1 protein-coding gene is annotated in these 612 nt (G+C 69.1%); it reads right to left on the reverse strand.

The window, feature by feature from the left end:
- Positions 1–332 (reverse strand): glutathione S-transferase N-terminal domain-containing protein (locus tag H7965_RS30260; RefSeq protein WP_186774128.1); only part of this gene is annotated, 332 nt, incomplete at its 3' end.
- Positions 333–612 lie beyond the last annotated feature (280 nt).

Here is a 612-nt window from a genome sequence, read left to right on the forward strand (position 1 = left end):
TCGTAGAAGGCCTGCACCAGCCGCTCCGCCGCCCCGACCGCCAGGGCCAGCAGCCTCGTCACGGCCAGGCGCTCCGGACCGGCGAGCGGCGTCAGCGACCGGCCTGGTCCGACCTGGTGGTCTAGCCAGTCGAGGATGACGGCCGAATCGACGATGACCTCGCCGGCATCGGTTACCAGCGCCGGTATCCGGCCCAAGGGATTGTAGCGCGCGATCTCCGCCGCATGGGTATTTGTGGCGTAGGGCAGGTTCTCGGAAGGCATGCCGTAGAGGTTGAGCGTCGCCGCCACCCGGCGGACGAAGGGGCTCGCGGTGCGGCCGATCAACTGCATGGCGCGACTTCTCCCGGTGCGGTCGGCACGGGGCCGATGGTTGCAGCCCTCCGCCTCTATTGTGAAGCGCGCGGCATTCACCGACGCGTAGAGCGCAGTTCCAAGGGGCTGTCTGTTTCGGAGGCCAGCATGTGGCCGCCCGGAGATGGCGCGCTGGTCGGGGATTTCGGAGTCGGCCAGGCGCTGAGCGACGACCAGTACTGCCTGCTGGCGGCCTTCATCCCACCCGTGCTGTTCTACCTCGTCCGCACCGGCTGCCAGTGGCGGCACCTGCAGCCGC

Origin of the sequence: Siccirubricoccus deserti, from assembly GCF_014283215.1 — a bacterium.
GTDB lineage: Bacteria > Pseudomonadota > Alphaproteobacteria > Acetobacterales > Acetobacteraceae > Siccirubricoccus > Siccirubricoccus deserti.